Below are 13465 nucleotides of genomic sequence, written 5' to 3' on the forward strand. Positions count from 1 at the left end.
ACGTCACACACATCGGAAGGAGCACACATGAACATCGGCATCATTGGCGCAGGCAATATCGGTGGCACCCTGGCACGCAAATTCGTCGCGGCCGGGCATGTCGTCAAACTGGCTGGTTCAAAAGGCCCCGACAGCATTCGCGAATTGGCAGAAACGATCGGCGCCGAGCCTGTCGCCGCTGAAGAGGCGGTCAAGGACGTCGAGGTGATCGTGCTGTCCATCCCGTTCGCCCGGATCCCCGAGGTTGCCGGCCTGTTCTCCACGGTACCCGCAGAGGTGGTGGTGATCGATACCTCGAACTACTACCCGCAGCTCGGCACCAGTATCCCGGAAGTCGACGGCGGCAAGCTGGAAAGTGTCTGGTCCAGCGAGCAGCTTGGTCGGCCCATCATCAAGGCATTCAACGCCGTGCTCGCCAGGACACTGGCTGAGCGCGGCAAGCCCGCAAGCACGCAGAACCGGATCGCCATCCCGGTGGCAGGCGACAGTCCGGCCGGCAAGGCGATCGCGCAGCAACTGCTCGACGCTGCCGGGTTCGACTCGGTCGACGCGGGAAATCTTGCAGATTCATGGCGGCAGCAGCCAGGCACGCCTGCGTATTGCACCGAGCTTCCGACCGCTGAGCTGGCGTCAGCGCTCAAGGCCGCAGTGAAGGGTGATGCACCGGGTCATCGCGATGCACTGATGGCCGAGTTCTTTGGCGCCGACGCACCGCCAAGTCACGAGACGATCGTTGCGCGCAATCGGGCAGTGACCGCGCCGCGCTGAGATCCGTTTCCAGGGGATCGGAAGAACCCTCGCGAGGAGCGGGTGCCAACCCGAATGGATCCAGCCGGTTGCACATCGCACCGGTATGGTCCGCGCGCTGCAAAGGTCTCAAAGGCGCTCACCTGGAAGCACTGGATGCGCGCGGCGAACATGCCTGCGCATCTCGCGGTAGCAGCCTTGCAGCCATTCATGCGCCACGGGTGAATGACCGGCGTCAGCACGGCGGTGGCGCCGTGCTGACGAGTTGGATGTTCTGCGCCAGCCCTAGAACTTGACGGTAGAAAGCATTCCCAGCATCTCGTCGTAGCTGCCATTGGCCGCCGCATCGCGAAGAAACCTGGCGCGTTCCACGACAATCTCCTTTGGCGTGTTTTCTGCATGCAGCAGCGCCAGTGCTTCGTCGAGGAATTCGTCCAGGGGCATGGCATGTTCGTCGTTGCCCTGGCCGTACAGTTTGGTGCGAACGCCCGGAGGCACCAGCTCCACGACTTGCACGGTGCTGTCGGCCAGCTGCACACGCAAGGCTTCGGTGAACGAGTGCACCGCGGCCTTGCTGGCGCTGTAGGTCATTGCAGCCGGGAACGGCACAAAGCCCAGCGCGGAACTGACGTTGATGATGACGCTGTCGTTGTTGCCGGCAAGTTGCGGCAAGAATGCATAGGTCATGCGGATGGTGCCGAGCAGGTTGATGGCAATCGCCTCTTCGGCAGCCTGCAAGGACTCTGGCTTGAAGACGTTCTCGCTCGGCATGATGCCGGCATTGTTGATCACCACATTCAAGGCGGGGTAGCGCTCGGCCGCCACGCGGCTGGCCTGGACGATGGAGTCCGCGTCCGCAACGTCGATTTCGATTGCCTCGATGCCTGGATGCTCGGCAGTGATCTGATCCAGCAGCGCTTTCTTTCGCCCTGACACGATGACCATGTTGCCAGCCTGCTGGAGCCGCAGCGCCAGTCCGAGGCCGATGCCAGAGGTCGAGCCGGTAATGAGGATGGTGTTGCCGCTGTTCTTCATGGATGTTTCCTGGGTACGGAAGGGGTAGAATCCAAACGGACAACAGTCCGCTTGCCCTGAAACGTTGGCGGACAACTGTCCGTTTGTCAATAATTTCAGTGAGGAGCAGGGTGTGGAAAAGCCAACGCGGTCCGATGCACTGCAAAACCGCGAGCGCATCCTGTCCGTGGCGCTTGCGGAGCTGGTGCGCTCGGCCGATGTGCCACTGAGCGCAATCGCCAAGAAGGCGGGCGTCGGGCAAGGGACCTTCTACCGCCACTTCCCGACGCGGGAGGCCTTGGTGGTAGAGGTCTATCGCCATGAAATGCTGCAGGTCACCGGGTTCGCCGAGCAATTGCTGAAGACGCGTCCGCCGGAGCAGGCGCTACGCGAGTGGATGAACCGTCTGGCCGAATACGCCATTACCAAGGCGGGCCTGGCGGATGCGCTTCGGGTTGTCGCCAACGCGAAGGAGTGCGCAGGCAACGCAGGCTATGCCCCCGTGATCGCTGCCGCCCAATTGCTGCTGGATGCCAACGAGAAGGCCGGAACGATTCGTCCAGGGATCACCACGGACAAGTTTTTCCTGGCGATCGCAGGGATCTGGCAGATCGACGCCACCGAGAACTGGCAGCCACGCCTGGCCTGGCTCATGGAGACGGTGATGGAAGGATTGTGCGCGGGAGCGCCAGGACGGCCCGCAGGCGGATAGTGGCGGCAAGCGCTGGATTCGAAGCGCGCAGCAGCGCGCATGCCGCACCCGCTAGGTCTCCAGCTTGCCTTGCTTGAGCTTTTCCCACATGTCTTCGGCTTGCCGGGGTAAGCCGCCGGTGTGACGTATCAGGCAGATCTCCATGCCGATATCCCAGTGCGTGTCGCCGGGCGCTGCATGGACCAGCAGCCCTTTGGCGAGGTCCTCTTCCACCAGTGTGCGCGGCAGCCACGCGATCCCGGCACCAGAGCGGCACATGGCCAGCAAGGTCGCTGCAAGATCGGAAGTGAGCGCAGGTGTCAGGCGCGGCTCCACATCCTTGAACGCTGGATGCCCGGCGATGATGCGGCCCAGGCCGGAATCTGCACTGTAGGACAGCAAGGGCATTGCATCGGTTGAGGCAAGCGACCAACGCGGACTGCCGTCGCCGTTTTCCTTCGCTGCACTGAAGGGCTGGAGCACATCGTTGCCGACCACAACCCGCTCGAACTGTTCCGTGTCCAGCCCAAGACGCATCCGCGGATGATGGTGGCAGAGCAGGAATTGCGCTGCCCCTTGCAGCATCAATTTTTCGCACGCCCTGAGCGTGTCGGAGACCAGCTGAAACGCACCGATACCGGTGTTTGATTCGATGCGCCTGACAAATGCCGGAAAGAACGTGAAAGAAAGAACATGGGTGGCGAGGAACGCTAACGCAGGCCGGTGTCGCCCGGCCACTTCCAGTGTTTCCTGCCGCGCAGCGTAAATACCCGAGACCAACCCGGATGCTTTGCGAACGAACGCTTCGCCGGCCGGCGTCATCAGCACTTCCTTGCGCGAGCGCGTGAACAGCGGCGTGCCCAACCATTCTTCGAGGGCATGAATGCGCCGACTGAAGGCCGGCTGGGTGACAAAGCGACGTTGTGCGGCGCGCGAGAAATTCAGGGTCTCAGCCAACGCCAAGCAGTCTTCGAGCCATGTCAGTTCCATGATGCCGATTGTGCATCAAGCGCATAAAAAAGGCATTGGCAGCGTTTGGGCGCTGGCACTTACGCTCCGACTCGAGCTTGCAACGCCTCCACAGGCAGGTTGTCCAGCAAGCGGCAATTCCGGTGGGTTCGCATGTCGACGGGAGCGGGCGATCATGCAGAAACAAAGTGGCATAAGACAGGTGCTTGGCCAACTCTACGTGCAGGTCCTGATCGCCATCGTCATTGGCGGTCTGGTGGGCTACGTGTGGCCGCATCTGGGTGTGGTCTTGCAGCCTGTTGCGGAGGGTTTCATCAAGCTCATCAAGATGCTTCTGGCACCGATCATCTTTGGAACGGTCGTGGTCGGGATCGCCAAGATGGGAAGCGTCAGAGAGGTCGGAAAAACCGGCATCAAGGCGCTGATTTATTTCGAGGTCGTGTCGACACTCGCGCTGGCGATTGGTCTTGTCGTGGTGAACATCATCCGCCCCGGCGAGGGCATGAACATCGATGCCGGTTCGATCGACAGTAGTGCGATCGGACAGTATGTCGATCGCGCAAAAGACGATGCTGGCATGATCGATTTTGTGCTGAACATCATTCCCACCACGCTGGTGGACGCCTTCGCCAAAGGCAGCATGCTGCAAGTCATCCTGGTATCGGTGTTGTTTGCAGTGGGGCTATTGCAGCTGGGCGAGCGTGGAAAGCCCCTGGTCGATCTCATCGATAACGGGCTGCAGGCACTGTTCAAGATGATCAACATGGTGATGCGACTCGCGCCACTGGGCGCCGGTGCGGGCATCGCTTTCACGATCGGCAAGTATGGCCTCGCCACCCTGTGGTCGCTGGGGCATTTGATGCTGGCCGTCTACGTGACGTCGGCACTGTTCGTGTTTGTGGTGCTGGGAGCGATCGCACGGTGGACGGGCTTTCCACTTTTGCACCTTCTCCGGTTCATCAAGGACGAAATACTTGTCACGTTCGGAACCTGTTCCACCGAAGCCGTGCTGCCGCGCATGATGATGAAGCTCGAACTGGCCGGCGTGCGCAAATCGACGGTTGGCCTGGTTCTGCCCACCGGATACACCTTCAATGCGGACGGCACCTGTATCTACCTGACCATGGCAGCCATCTTTGTAGCGCAAGCGACCAATACGCCGCTGCCGGTCTACCAACAGATTGCCTTGCTTGGGGTGTTGTTGCTGACCTCGAAAGGATCGGCGGGTGTCGCTGGCGCGGGTTTCGTTGCGTTGGCCGCCACGCTTTCCACCATCGACACGGTGCCTGTTGCGGGGCTGGTGCTTCTGCTGGGCGTCGATCGCTTCATGAACGAGGCCAGGGCGGTGGTCAACCTGATCGGCAACAGTGTCGCCACGCTCGCCATTGCCAAGTGGGATGGCGCGCTGGATCTGTCCAAGACCCGGGAAATCATGCGTCGTCAACAAGCGGGCGAGCCCATGCCTGTCGCAGCCTCTTCAACCGATCCATAACTCACACCAACCTGCGGGAGACCACCCAATGCGTATCATCGATGTCGTTGAAATCACCAAGCCGATCTCCTCGCCGATCCGTAACGCCTACATCGATTTTTCGAAGATGACCGCCAGTCTGGTGGCGGTGGTCACCGATCAGATGCGCGACGGCCGTCGGGTCGTCGGCTACGGATTCAACTCCAATGGGCGCTATGGACAGGGCGGGCTGATACGCGAGCGCTTTCGCGATCGCATCCTGGAGGCAGACAGTGCATCGCTGTGCAACGACGCCGGCGACAATCTGGATCCGTCCAGGATCTGGAAGGCGATGATGTCCAACGAAAAGCCGGGTGGTCACGGCGAGCGCTCCGTCGCAGTGGGCACGCTGGATATGGCGATCTGGGATGCGACCGCCAAGATCGCCGGCATGCCGCTGTTCCGCTATCTGGCGCAGATGAAAGGCCGGCAAGCCAATCCGCGCGTCTTCGTCTATGCAGCCGGTGGCTACTATTACCCGGGCAAGGACAACAGTGCCTTGCGCAAGGAGATGCGCGGCTATCTGGACCGTGGTTACAACGTGGTCAAGATGAAGATCGGTGGCGCGTCCATTGACGAAGACCGCGGCCGGATCGAGTCGGTGCTTGAGGAAATCGGCAGCCAGGCCCGCTTGGCGGTGGATGCAAATGGGCGCTTCGACCTGGAGACTGGCATCGCCTACGCCAAGATGCTGCGCGACTATCCGCTGTTCTGGTACGAGGAAGTCGGTGATCCGCTCGACTACGCGCTGCAAGCCGCCCTGAGCGAATTCTATCCGGGGCCGATGGCAACCGGCGAAAACCTGTTCTCGCACCAGGATGCACGCAACCTGCTGCGCTACGGCGGCATGCGCCCGGACCGCGATTACCTGCAGTTCGATTGCGCGCTGTCGTACGGCCTGGTCGAGTATCTGCGCACGCTGGAGGTGCTGGAGCAGTTCGGCTGGTCGCCCGCACGTTGCATCCCGCACGGTGGTCATCAGATGTCGCTCAACATCGCCGCAGGCCTGGGTCTGGGCGGCAATGAGAGTTACCCGGACCTGTTCCAGCCATATGGCGGGTTTCCGGATGGCGTCAAGGTCCAGGATGGACACATCGTGATGCCGGAATTGCCGGGTATCGGCTTCGAGGGCAAGTCCGACCTGATCAAGGTCATGCGTGAGCTGGCCGAATAGGACGGGATGGCATTGGCTGCGTTTCTGATGGGCGAACCACCTGCGCGGGGCGTGCCTGTGCCGACCTTCGCAGGCGCATCAGGACTATGCCCCGCCTCACCCCAGCCAGTCGGCGCAGGCGGCTGGCTTGTTCCCGTCGGCGCAACGTGTCTGCGCCTTCTGGCGCAGGCGGGTCAGGACTGCGCTGCCTGTCGGGCTCTGCTTGCTCCAGGTCTTCAGTGATGCGCCGACTTCCTCGAAGTGCTGGCGATTGTCTTTGAGATAGCCATCGGATTGCCGCGCCAGATCGCCGATCACTCGGCTTGCAAGCGTCTCGATACCTGTACCGTCCTCCGGGCTGAGCCGGACCAGCGCATCCAGATAGGTCATGCCCCGCTCAACCACGGTCCCCTGGCTACCATTCGAATCGTAGGCCTGCTTGAACCATGACAGCGCAGCCTTGGTGTCACCGCGCTGTTCGGCCAGGATACCCAGGTAGGGCATGTAGTAGGACGGTGTCTTGCTACGCGTCAACTCGGCCTGCATCAATTGCGCAGATCCCTTGTTATCGCCCACCAGCGCCAACAAGCCGGCAGCACTTGTAATCGTGGACTGACGCTCTTCATCGGTCTTGGCTTCCGTCACCGCCCACTGCACGCGCTGGTGCACGGTCGTGACCACGTCTGCAGGCAGCGGAGGTTGCGGCTTATTCATTTCCGCTCTGGTCGGCTGTCCCTGTGCCAGGCGAGCAAGGTCGATCTCGGCATACCCGGTCCGCAAACGATCAACGATGGGCAAGGTGGGATCGGCATAGGCCTGCGCCAACGCCTGATTGAACTCCCTGGACAATGCGGCACGTTTGCCCGGATCGTCGGTCGCAGAAGCAACCAGCGTGGCAGCACCACGCACCAGCACATCAAGATTGTTGCGCACCTCTGACGGGTTGGAAAACACGGTTTGCAGCAACGTGTACGTCGCCGGGCTTACGACGGGCTTCTGCCTGGTGACAGCTACTGCCAGCAGCTGGAAGCGACGCTGCAAGGCCGGCTGTGGTGCCGCCTTCGCCAGTGCAGCCAGGGTGGCGGGCGCAGCCTTTGCATCGACCAGTTGGTCGTCCTGCAACCAGCTGTAATTGCCGAGAAGAGTCCACTCGTCCGGCTTTAGCGTTTGTGGAGCGTTGAGCGCCCGCTCCAGGATCTGCTTTGTACTCGCGGTGGATTGAGCTGCAACGCGCAGGCTATCGACAAGCTGGGCGGTACTGCTGTCGCCCACCAGCCGGGTGATTTCGCTGCGATCCGGGCGTAGCAGGATGACCGTGGGATACCCCCTGACGCCGAAGCGTTCGGCCCAGGTCTGGGCTTCTTGCAGGTCTGCGTCCAGATGCACTGCCACGAATTGCCGCGTCTGCGCGATGAACCCCGGGTCCTTGAACGTGGTGGCCTTGAGCCGGTTGCACGGTGGGCACCAGATGGCGCCCCAGTACAACAGGAGTGGTTTGCCGGTGTTCCTGGCCTCCTCCAGGGCTTTTTCTACATTCCCCTCATGCCAGTTTATCGCGGGCGCCGCTGCAGGCCGCGTTGCTGCCGCGGGCGGCGCCGATACCGCCGACGGCGTTGATCTGTCGCAGGCCGTCAGCGCTGCCAGCAACGCGGAAAGAGCGATGAGCGTGGGGGACGGCGAACGAAACGACAGAGCCATGGGAAGCCTTTGCGTGATGGAGGTCAGCTGAGCGCGGTTGTCTGGAAACACCTCCACGCATGCCAATTTCTCGAAGCATCACGTCTTTCAAGTTTGCCCGGAGCGGAGGATGCGAACTGCCGTCACGCCGAACGCATCGTTAGGGACGCATGGCGGCGAGCATTGGATCCAGGCTGGAGACAGCCGGCGTTCCGCGCGTGAGGTGCAAGTTGTCTAGCTGGTCCGGACCTGTCGGAGCACTGTGGTCCGGGGAGGGACAGCGTGGATGACGCGTCTGCATGGCTGATCGCGTTGATCGCACACAGGAGCGCTGAGCGAGCCCGTGCGAAGATATGCTTCGGTGTTGCTCGCTCCCCGGCCGCTTGGGTATCCAGGCGGGTTGAAAGGGATCAGGGCGGGTATCGGCGGGTTGTTTCGGGCTGTTGCCCTTTAAAAACAAAGAGATAGGCCTGAAATGTTACTGATGCTCGACAACTACGACAGCTTTACCTACAACCTCGTGCAGTACCTGCAGGCGCTGGGTGCCGAGGTCACGGTGGTGCGCAACGACGCGATGAGCGTGGATCAGATCGCCGCGCTCAGGCCCGAGCGCATCGTGATCTCGCCCGGCCCGTGCACCCCGAACGAGGCCGGTATCTCGCTGCAGCTGATCGAGCAGCTGGGCCAGACCACGCCGATCCTGGGTGTGTGCCTGGGGCATCAAAGCATCGGGCAGGTCTATGGCGGCGATGTGATCCGCGCCGACAACATCATGCATGGCAAGACCTCGCCGATCCGCCACCAGGGCAAGGGCGTGTTCGCCGGCCTGCCGGACAGCTACGAAGCCACCCGCTACCACTCGCTGGTGGTGGACAAGACCACCTTGCCCGACGCGCTGGAAGTCACCGCCTGGACCGAGAATCCGGATGGCTCGATCGAAGAGATCATGGGCCTGCGTCATCGCCAGTTTCCGGTCGAAGGCGTGCAGTTCCATCCCGAGTCGATCCTGACCCAGCACGGTCAGGCCTTGCTGAAAAACTTCCTGCAGCGTTGATCGAAATGCGCAGCGCGCACGTCGCAAGGGCCGCCGTAACCTTCGTCAGTCTCGATGCAGTCTTCGGCGCCATCGATGCACCAGCGACCCATGCGCGCAATGCCTGCAATGACCTACGCGATAGCATGCGGCGGGTTTCCCGCCTCGCTTCGTTCACACCTGCATCCGGATCACGATGAGCACCGCCAGCGACAGCTTCCACTTCTACGAACCAGGCCAGGGCCACGGGCTGCCGCACGATCCGTTCAACGCCATCGTCGGTCCGCGGCCGATCGGCTGGATCGGCTCGCGCAGCGCCGAGGGCATCGCCAATCTGGCGCCTTACAGCTTCTTCAATGCGTTCAACTACGTGCCGCCGATCGTCGGTTTCGCTAGCATCGGCCGCAAGGACAGCCTGCGCAATATCGAAGCCACCGGCGAGTTCAGCTGGAACCTGGCCACGCGCCCACTGGCCGAGGCAATGAACGCCAGTGCTGCGATGGTGCCGGCGGAGGTCGACGAGTTCGTGCTGGCCGAGTTGCAGATGGCGCCATCGCGGCTGATCGGTGCCCCGCGCGTGGCAGCCAGTCCGGTCAGTTTCGAATGCCGGCTCAGCCAGCTATTGCCGCTGCAGAGCGCAGCCGGGCAGGCCATCGAAACCTGGCTGGTCCTGGGCGAAGTGGTCGGCGTGCATCTGGCGCACGCGGCGTTGCAGGACGGCATCTACGATCCCGCAGCCGTGCAGACGATTCTGCGCGCCGGCGGCGCCGCCGACTATTTCGAAGTGCAGGCGCAGGCACGCTTCCGCATGCGGCGCCCGGGCCAGTGAGCGCTGCGCGCCGCGTCGCTGCATGGCATTGCCGCCATGCGCGACTGCAGCGCCAGCATTGATCGACCAAGCTCGCTGCCGCCTATCTTTCCCACGTTTTGCCACGGTCCTCGTCCATGCCCATCACCCCGCAAGAAGCCCTGCAACGCACCATCGAACACCGCGAAATCTTCCACGACGAAATGGTCGAGCTGATGCGCCAGATCATGCGTGGCGAGGTCTCGGACATGATGGTCGCGGCCATCCTCACCGGGTTGCGGGTCAAGAAGGAAACCATCGGCGAGATCGCCGGCGCAGCCACGGTGATGCGCGAGTTCTCGCGTCGCGTGGAAGTGGATGATCGCCGGCATATGGTCGACATCGTCGGCACCGGCGGCGATGGCTCGCATACCTTCAACATCTCCACCTGCGCGATGTTCGTGGCCGCCGCCGGCGGTGCCAAGGTCGCCAAGCACGGCAATCGCAGCGTCTCGTCCAAGTCCGGCAGTGCCGACGCGCTGGAGGCGCTGGGCGCGGCGATCGAGCTGCAGCCCGAGCAGGTCGCCGCCTCGCTGGCGCAGACCGGTATCGGCTTCATGTATGCGCCGGTGCATCATCCGGCCATGAAGGTGGTGGCGCCGGTGCGCCGCGAAATGGGCGTGCGCACCATCTTCAACATCCTCGGCCCGCTGACCAACCCGGCCGGCTCGCCGAACATCCTGATGGGGGTGTTCCATCCGGACTTGGTCGGCATCCAGGCGCGCGTGCTGCAGGAACTCGGTGCCGAGCGCGCGCTGGTGGTGTGGGGCCGCGATGGCATGGACGAGCTTTCGCTGGGGGCCGGCACCCTGGTCGGCGAGCTGCGCGATGGCCAGGTGCGCGAATACGAAGTGCATCCGGAGGATTTCGGCATTGCGATGTCGGCCAGCCGCAACCTCAAGGTGGCCGATGCCGCGCAGTCGCGCACGATGCTGCTGCAGGTGCTGGACAATGTGCCCGGCCCGGCGCTGGACATCGTCGCGCTCAACGCCGGTGCCGCCCTATACGTGGCAGGCGTGTCCGACAGCATCGCCGAGGGCGTCGTGCGTGCGCGTGCGGTCCTGGCCGATGGCTCGGCACGTGCAAGACTGGACGCCTATGTCGCCTTCACCCGGCAGATTGCCTCACAGGCCTGACCCCTCCCACTGCACCGGCAGGCATGCGGCGGCATCCCGATCATGACCGCTGGCATGCTGGGGCTGGCGCGTGGCGGCCGGTTGCGGCCGTCTTGACCGATAATGCCCGACCGCCAGGACCCGATACGATGAGCGATATCCTCAACACCATCCTTGCCCGCAAGGCCGAAGAAATCGCCGAGCGCAGTGCGCGCGTGCCGCTTGCCGAGCTGATCGCGCGCAGCGCCGACCTGCCGCTCACGCGCGGGTTTGCCGCCGCCATGCAGGCCAGCATCGCCGCCGGCGAGCCGGCGGTGATCGCCGAGGTGAAGAAGGCCAGCCCGTCCAAGGGCGTGATCCGGCCCGACTTCCACCCGGCCGACATTGCGGTCAGCTATGAATTCGGCGGCGCCAGCTGCCTGTCGGTGTTGACCGATGTGGACTTCTTCCAGGGCGCCGATGCCTATCTGCGCCAGGCGCGCGAGGCCTGCACGCTGCCGGTGCTGCGCAAGGACTTCACTGTCGACCCCTACCAGGTCTACGAGGCGCGCGTGCTCGGCGCCGATTGCATCCTGCTGATCGTCTCGGCACTGGACGATGGGCAACTGGCCGAGCTCTCCGGCCTGGCCATGCAACTGGGCCTGGACGTGCTGGTGGAAGTGCACGACATCGACGAGCTGGAGCGCGCGGTGCAGGTGCCGGTGCCGCTGGTGGGCATCAACAACCGCAATCTGCGCACCTTCGAGGTGACGCTGCAGACCACGCTGGACATGCGCGCCGCCGTGCCGCGCGACCGCATCCTGGTCACCGAAAGCGGCATCGTCACTCCGGCCGACGTGCAGTTGATGCGCAGCCACGGCGTGAACGCGTTTCTGGTCGGCGAGACCTTCATGCGCGCGGCCGAACCCGGCGAGTCGCTGCGTCAGCTATTCTTTGCGCATGACTGAGGCGTATCCCGTACCGCGCGACGACGCACCGCTGGTGGTCTTCGATTTCGACCACACGCTGTATGACGGCGACTCCGGCAGCCATCTGTTCGCCTGGCTGATCAAGCGCAACCCCTTGCGTCTGCTGGTGGCGCTGTTGGCCTCGCCGATCCTCGGCCCGATGGTGGCGATGCTGCCGACCCGCCGCCGCGGCGTGTCCGGGTATGTGTGGATCGCCACCTTTGGCCTGCACCGCACGCGCGAGTTCAACCGCTTCATCGATGCGTACGTGCTCAAGCATGAAGCGCAGATCCGGCAGCGCCTGTTGCCGCACGCCTTGAAGGTGTTCACCGACCACCGCGCTGCCGGCGACCGCGTGGTGGTGGCCACCGGCGCGCCGCCGGAACTGGCGCGCGCCATTCTGGGCTTTGTCGCCCATCAGGATGTGCCGGTGATCGGCAGCCTGGTCGGCCCACGCCTGGGCGCGGTCACCGCGCGACGTCACTGCCACAACGAAGAGAAGATGCGCATGCTGCGCGAACGCGGCTATGCCGACATCGCCATTGCCTATTCGGACAGCACCGCGGATCTGCCGCTGTTGAAGGCCGCGCGCGCGCCGGTGGTGGTCAATCCGAAGGCCAATCGCGAAGCGCTGTTCCGGCAGGTGCTGCCGGCCGGCACGCCGATCCTCAACTGGGGATGTCGCGATCGCGGTGGCAAGGCGCTGTAGCGCCTGGCGCCGGTAGCGGCGCGCAGCCCGGCGGACACGGCAGGTATTCGAACTCGGCAGCTACCGCACAGAGGCACGGATTGATTCGCGCGCATCCAGTGGCTGTTCACCAAGATTTACTGGTCACGCCAAGCCCGCCGAAGCAGCAGGGAAGGGTAAGCAGCTAGTAATGCACGGCGCGCACGCAGCACGCGGCGGCGCAGCGCGCCCGACTGCATCAGTCCGCATACCGTGCGGCATGCGGTTCGCTGCGGCTGGTGCAGTGCTGCACCAGCCGCGACCACAACCGGTCAGCGGGTGCCGTAGAGCACGACGGTCTTGCCGCGTGCATGCAGCAGGCCGTCGGCCTGCAGCTTCTTGAGCACGCGCCCGGCCATCTCGCGCGAACAACCCACCAGACGTGCCAGCTCCTGCCGCGATACGCGCAGCTGGGTGCCCTGCGGATGACTCATCGCTTCCGGCTCCTTGGACAGGTCGTGCAGGGTGCGCACGATGCGGTCGGTCACGTCCAGGAACGCCAGGCGGCTGGCTTTCCTTGTGGTATCGAGCAACCGCTTGGACAGCTGAACGCCAATCGCGTACAGGATGCGGGGTGCATCCGGCGACAGACTGGTCTGGAACAGCTGCTGCAGCCGCTCGTAGCTGATCTCGGCCAGCTCGCACTGGGTGCGGGTGCGCAAGATCACCTCGCGGGTATCGGATTCGATGAACAACCCCATCTCGCCGACGAACTCGCCGCTACCGAAGTAGCCCAGCACCAACTCACGATCGTCATCTTCCTCGGCAATGATGCTCACCGAGCCACTGATCACGTAATAGAGGGTGCCAGCCGGGTCTCCCGGCCGGAACACATCGGTCCGGGTCGGATAGCGCCTGCGATGGCTGTGCGCCAGGAAACGCTCGATCGTGCCCGCGTCCAGCGCCAGAGAAGGGGTAGCGTTACGTACCGTCGTAGTCACAACCGTCGTGTTTCCTGGGCTCATGGTAGTTCCGCGTGTAATTCCTGAAGCTTAACGGCATGAGTCATGCAAGGTAAACCATTCTTAACGTCGG

Annotated in this window: 13 protein-coding genes; 9 read left to right on the forward strand and 4 right to left on the reverse strand. The window is 63.4% G+C overall.

Annotated features, from left to right (window positions below; translation table 11 throughout):
- Positions 1–27: 27 nt before the first annotated feature.
- Positions 28–768 (forward strand): NADPH-dependent F420 reductase, encoded by a 741-nt coding sequence (locus ACCQ04_RS02415; protein ID WP_184457388.1) that lies wholly within the window; start codon positions 28–30, stop codon positions 766–768.
- Between the two features lie 264 nt (positions 769–1032).
- Here the strand turns inward: ACCQ04_RS02415 and ACCQ04_RS02420 are convergent, their stop codons facing one another.
- Positions 1033–1782: an SDR family oxidoreductase gene (locus ACCQ04_RS02420; RefSeq protein ID WP_184457386.1), complete on the reverse strand. Its 750-nt coding sequence runs from the start codon at positions 1780–1782 to the stop codon at positions 1033–1035.
- A gap of 112 nt (positions 1783–1894) precedes the next feature.
- Between ACCQ04_RS02420 and ACCQ04_RS02425 the strand changes: the two genes are divergently transcribed.
- The gene (locus ACCQ04_RS02425) at positions 1895–2473 is read left to right on the forward strand and encodes a TetR/AcrR family transcriptional regulator (protein WP_039522468.1); all 579 of its coding nucleotides are present in this window, start codon (positions 1895–1897) and stop codon (positions 2471–2473) included.
- 51 nt (positions 2474–2524) lie between these two features.
- Here the strand turns inward: ACCQ04_RS02425 and ACCQ04_RS02430 are convergent, their stop codons facing one another.
- Positions 2525–3442 carry a LysR family transcriptional regulator gene (locus ACCQ04_RS02430; RefSeq protein WP_051750189.1) on the reverse strand — a complete coding sequence of 306 codons (918 nt, stop codon included), beginning with the start codon at positions 3440–3442 and terminating at the stop codon, positions 2525–2527.
- A gap of 154 nt (positions 3443–3596) precedes the next feature.
- Between ACCQ04_RS02430 and dctA the strand changes: the two genes are divergently transcribed.
- Positions 3597–4913: a C4-dicarboxylate transporter DctA gene (gene dctA, locus ACCQ04_RS02435; RefSeq protein WP_226426936.1), complete on the forward strand. Its 1317-nt coding sequence runs from the start codon at positions 3597–3599 to the stop codon at positions 4911–4913.
- A gap of 28 nt (positions 4914–4941) precedes the next feature.
- A complete protein-coding gene (locus ACCQ04_RS02440) occupies positions 4942–6105 on the forward strand; it encodes a mandelate racemase/muconate lactonizing enzyme family protein (protein ID WP_184457380.1) in 1164 nt (387 codons plus the stop codon).
- A gap of 96 nt (positions 6106–6201) precedes the next feature.
- On the opposite strand, the gene ACCQ04_RS02445 is transcribed toward ACCQ04_RS02440, so the two are convergent.
- Positions 6202–7782 carry a thioredoxin family protein gene (locus ACCQ04_RS02445; RefSeq protein WP_226426935.1) on the reverse strand — a complete coding sequence of 527 codons (1581 nt, stop codon included), beginning with the start codon at positions 7780–7782 and terminating at the stop codon, positions 6202–6204.
- A 454-nt stretch (positions 7783–8236) separates the two neighbouring features.
- Here ACCQ04_RS02445 and ACCQ04_RS02450 point away from each other — a divergent pair, with 454 nt between their 5' ends.
- From ACCQ04_RS02450 to ACCQ04_RS02470, 5 genes are all read left to right on the forward strand, one after another.
- A complete protein-coding gene (locus ACCQ04_RS02450) occupies positions 8237–8815 on the forward strand; it encodes an anthranilate synthase component II (protein ID WP_016902431.1) in 579 nt (192 codons plus the stop codon).
- A gap of 175 nt (positions 8816–8990) precedes the next feature.
- Positions 8991–9623, forward strand: a complete 633-nt coding sequence (locus ACCQ04_RS02455) for a flavin reductase family protein (RefSeq protein ID WP_016902430.1) — start codon at positions 8991–8993, stop codon at positions 9621–9623.
- Positions 9624–9739: 116 nt separating this feature from the next.
- Positions 9740–10777, forward strand: coding sequence for an anthranilate phosphoribosyltransferase (trpD, locus tag ACCQ04_RS02460; protein WP_102255540.1), 1038 nt, complete (start codon positions 9740–9742; stop codon positions 10775–10777).
- A gap of 128 nt (positions 10778–10905) precedes the next feature.
- Entirely contained in the window at positions 10906–11703 is a 798-nt protein-coding gene (gene trpC / locus ACCQ04_RS02465) for an indole-3-glycerol phosphate synthase TrpC (protein ID WP_049818033.1), read from the forward strand.
- Positions 11696–12412, forward strand: coding sequence for a haloacid dehalogenase-like hydrolase (locus tag ACCQ04_RS02470; protein ID WP_016902427.1), 717 nt, complete (start codon positions 11696–11698; stop codon positions 12410–12412). Before trpC ends, ACCQ04_RS02470 begins: the two co-directional genes overlap by 8 nt.
- 290 nt (positions 12413–12702) lie before the next feature.
- Here ACCQ04_RS02470 and crp read toward each other — a convergent pair whose 3' ends face one another.
- A complete protein-coding gene (gene crp, locus ACCQ04_RS02475; RefSeq protein ID WP_024938194.1) occupies positions 12703–13395 on the reverse strand; it encodes a cAMP-activated global transcriptional regulator CRP in 693 nt (230 codons plus the stop codon).
- Positions 13396–13465 lie beyond the last annotated feature (70 nt).

The organism is Xanthomonas sp. NCPPB 2866 (genome assembly GCF_041475745.2).
Lineage (GTDB): Bacteria > Pseudomonadota > Gammaproteobacteria > Xanthomonadales > Xanthomonadaceae > Xanthomonas > Xanthomonas arboricola.

What these genes read in the sequence shown, in the direction of transcription:
- trpD (WP_102255540.1), top strand. Translation starts at nt 9,740, where the DNA reads ATGCCCATCACCCCGCAAGAAGCCCTGCAACGCACCATCGAACACCGC.
- ACCQ04_RS02455 (WP_016902430.1), top strand. Translation starts at nt 8,991, where the DNA reads ATGAGCACCGCCAGCGACAGCTTCCACTTCTACGAACCAGGCCAGGGC.
- ACCQ04_RS02450 (WP_016902431.1), top strand. Translation starts at nt 8,237, where the DNA reads ATGTTACTGATGCTCGACAACTACGACAGCTTTACCTACAACCTCGTG.
- ACCQ04_RS02445 (WP_226426935.1), bottom strand. Translation starts at nt 7,782, where the DNA reads ATGGCTCTGTCGTTTCGTTCGCCGTCCCCCACGCTCATCGCTCTTTCC.
- crp (WP_024938194.1), bottom strand. Translation starts at nt 13,395, where the DNA reads ATGAGCCCAGGAAACACGACGGTTGTGACTACGACGGTACGTAACGCT.
- trpC (WP_049818033.1), top strand. Translation starts at nt 10,906, where the DNA reads ATGAGCGATATCCTCAACACCATCCTTGCCCGCAAGGCCGAAGAAATC.
- ACCQ04_RS02430 (WP_051750189.1), bottom strand. Translation starts at nt 3,442, where the DNA reads ATGGAACTGACATGGCTCGAAGACTGCTTGGCGTTGGCTGAGACCCTG.
- ACCQ04_RS02415 (WP_184457388.1), top strand. Translation starts at nt 28, where the DNA reads ATGAACATCGGCATCATTGGCGCAGGCAATATCGGTGGCACCCTGGCA.
- ACCQ04_RS02440 (WP_184457380.1), top strand. Translation starts at nt 4,942, where the DNA reads ATGCGTATCATCGATGTCGTTGAAATCACCAAGCCGATCTCCTCGCCG.
- ACCQ04_RS02420 (WP_184457386.1), bottom strand. Translation starts at nt 1,782, where the DNA reads ATGAAGAACAGCGGCAACACCATCCTCATTACCGGCTCGACCTCTGGC.
- dctA (WP_226426936.1), top strand. Translation starts at nt 3,597, where the DNA reads ATGCAGAAACAAAGTGGCATAAGACAGGTGCTTGGCCAACTCTACGTG.
- ACCQ04_RS02470 (WP_016902427.1), top strand. Translation starts at nt 11,696, where the DNA reads ATGACTGAGGCGTATCCCGTACCGCGCGACGACGCACCGCTGGTGGTC.